The sequence below is a fragment of the Kitasatospora sp. NPDC015120 genome, from assembly GCF_043080305.1.
Lineage (GTDB): Bacteria > Actinomycetota > Actinomycetes > Streptomycetales > Streptomycetaceae > Kitasatospora.
In genome coordinates, this window is sequence record NZ_JBIBVJ010000063.1 from 1 (window position 1) to 1,796 (window position 1,796).

Sequence of the window (1,796 nt, forward strand, 5' to 3'; positions counted from 1 at the left end):
CACGCCTGTAGACGTTCTATCGGACATCTGGGGTCATGGGTTTGTTAAAATAAATAAAATAGACCACGTGGACAATGTAGGGGCTTATATAACGAAATATATGATAAAGGATAATATTGACGAAAGATTACTTGGAGAGAAGTCTTATTTTTCGAGTAGAGGGTTAAAGAAGCCTGAAGAGTATATTTTGACGGAAAAAGAAAAAGAGACTCTGCTAAAGTCTCATGACGAATATATAACATATTCCAAAAACTATGAAAATGAATATCTAGGCAATATTCATAAGATACAAATTAACTTAAATCGCAAAAGTTAACAGCGCTATTTTAACACATAGAAAATAAAAATACTATGACTTTACCGTTTTCTAATAGCGGGTAAAGTGTTCAAACTTTGACAATGGGACTCCTATAATGGGGTCCTTATTTAATTTCCTTGAAAATATAAAATCCGCCCTTTTGCGTGTGGGTGGGGTGACTCCAGTTGGGGCCCCCGACACCGCAAGGCGGATTTATTTTATTTATAAAAGACCGAGAGAAATAACACTAACCATTATGGTATTGACATGATACCACTTTGATACTATAATGATACCATAAGGAGGTGAAGTTATTGGGAAAAGCGGTTTTTTCTCTAAGGCTTACTGAAGACCTACACGAATGGTTAAAAAAAGAAGCTGAAAAGAGAGGTATGTCGGTCAACGCTTTGATTTCATACATACTGAGCGAATATAAAGACGATAAAGAGTTTTAACGGAGTAGTTCTACGTAGTGAAAGCGTAGCGGTTCCTTTACTTGGAAAGGCGACTCTGATAACCTAGTTCGGTTTGCCACATTAAAGATTTCTAGAAGGTGGCGACGGTGGCAAGTAATCTGGGTCGCAAAGGTTCCGAGTCAAGGATTCATGGAGTAGATCTACGCAGTGGTGATGGTGAAGCGCAACTAAAAAAACAAGAAAAGAGGACGAGCACATGTTTAATATTTCTTATTACAAAACCGAAGACACAAAAGTAATGGTGGTTACATTACACGCACTAAAACAAACTATCATTTTGCAACCAGGATTCTTTTATAAAATTTCAGGAGTTGATAGAAAAGTAATAACCGGCTGCGGCGAATTTAGTGGTACAATTCTAGTAGATTTAGGATTTATATTTCCGTTTAAATCTGATAGAAAAATAGGTTAATATTTAATCGCTATTTCTGTTTCTTACTTAACTTGATTATAGCGATTAATAAGCAGAAAAATTTAGACAAGGAAGAGAGGTATTTTATAATTGAGGTATCGTCACAAACTAATAAAAAGTGGCGGTGTATGGGAATTATTGAGCTACGAGAAAGAGGTAGCAACAGGTAAAGATGCAGTTCGTGAAAATGCTGGTAGGAAAAAACAGTCTGATCATGATTGGATAAATGATGCTGAAACAAAGATGAAGAACAGGTCTGATGTGTTATATCGTGCAAGGAAGCAAGTGTTTAACCAAGCAAATGCCAATGCAAATGCGTGGAACGAGCAACCGAAATTTTTCACACTTACATATGCTGAAAACATGCAGGACATAAAACAATCTAACTATAACTTCAAAAAGTTTATCCAAAGGCTGAATTACACTTTAAAAATAAAACTAAAATACACTGCTGTAATTGAGTTTCAGAAACGAGGGGCTATACATTATCACCTATTGGTCTATAACCTTCCTTACACGCCTGTAGACGTTCTATCGGACATCTGGGGTCATGGGTTTGTTAAAATAAATAAAATAGACCACGTGGACAATGTAGGGGCTTATATAACGA

General features: G+C 36.2%; 2 protein-coding genes and 1 pseudogene. All 3 read left to right on the forward strand.

Features of this window, described 5'->3' with window-relative positions; all coding sequences use genetic code 11:
* Window positions 1-316, forward strand: a 316-nt coding sequence (locus ACF1AK_RS36280; protein ID WP_391503076.1) for a hypothetical protein, incomplete at its 5' end; no start/stop codon positions are given.
* Window positions 317-603: 287 nt separating this feature from the next.
* A complete protein-coding gene (locus ACF1AK_RS36285; protein WP_350502499.1) occupies window positions 604-753 on the forward strand; it encodes a toxin-antitoxin system HicB family antitoxin in 150 nt (49 codons plus the stop codon).
* A 523-nt stretch (window positions 754-1,276) separates the two neighbouring features.
* Window positions 1,277-1,796 (forward strand): annotated as a pseudogene (locus tag ACF1AK_RS36290) (hypothetical protein); the annotation flags it as partial.